The organism is Treponema sp. R6D11 (genome assembly GCF_054786075.1).
This window is the reverse complement of sequence record NZ_BDHD01001218.1, coordinates 1-356: the sequence shown is the minus strand read 5'-3', so window position 1 is coordinate 356 and position 356 is coordinate 1. Positions and strand designations below refer to the sequence as shown.

The 356-nt window shown below is 44.1% G+C and carries 1 protein-coding gene; it reads right to left on the bottom strand.

Features of this window, described 5'->3' with window-relative positions:
* The coding region (locus tag ACYVTD_RS18180) for an amidohydrolase family protein (RefSeq protein WP_461249006.1) at positions 1-325 on the bottom strand (325 nt) is incomplete at its 3' end.
* Positions 326-356 lie beyond the last annotated feature (31 nt).

Genomic DNA, 356 nt, shown 5'->3' with positions numbered 1-356 from the left:
TGTGCACATGGAATCTATTGCCAAGGTTTAGTATGTTTTTTATATCGTCTAGCTCGGCGGTGTATACGCTGTGAAGCCCGACATCGATTTTGATTTTGTCTGTTTCATTTAATTCTAAATTTCTGCCTTGGCTGCAGATGTTTGCCCGCACGCGCTTTTCTTGGCATGATTTTTTTGCCGCCGCTGAATCAAGATACATATCTGCTAGGCAGGTTGTGCCGAACAAAATCATCTCGTCTATCGCATCGCATGAATATTTATAAAAATCGCTACTGTTTAGTTCTGCTTCGCGCGGGAAGATGTATTTCTCAAGCCAAGTATGCAAATCGACGTCGTCTGCCAGACCGCGGAATGCG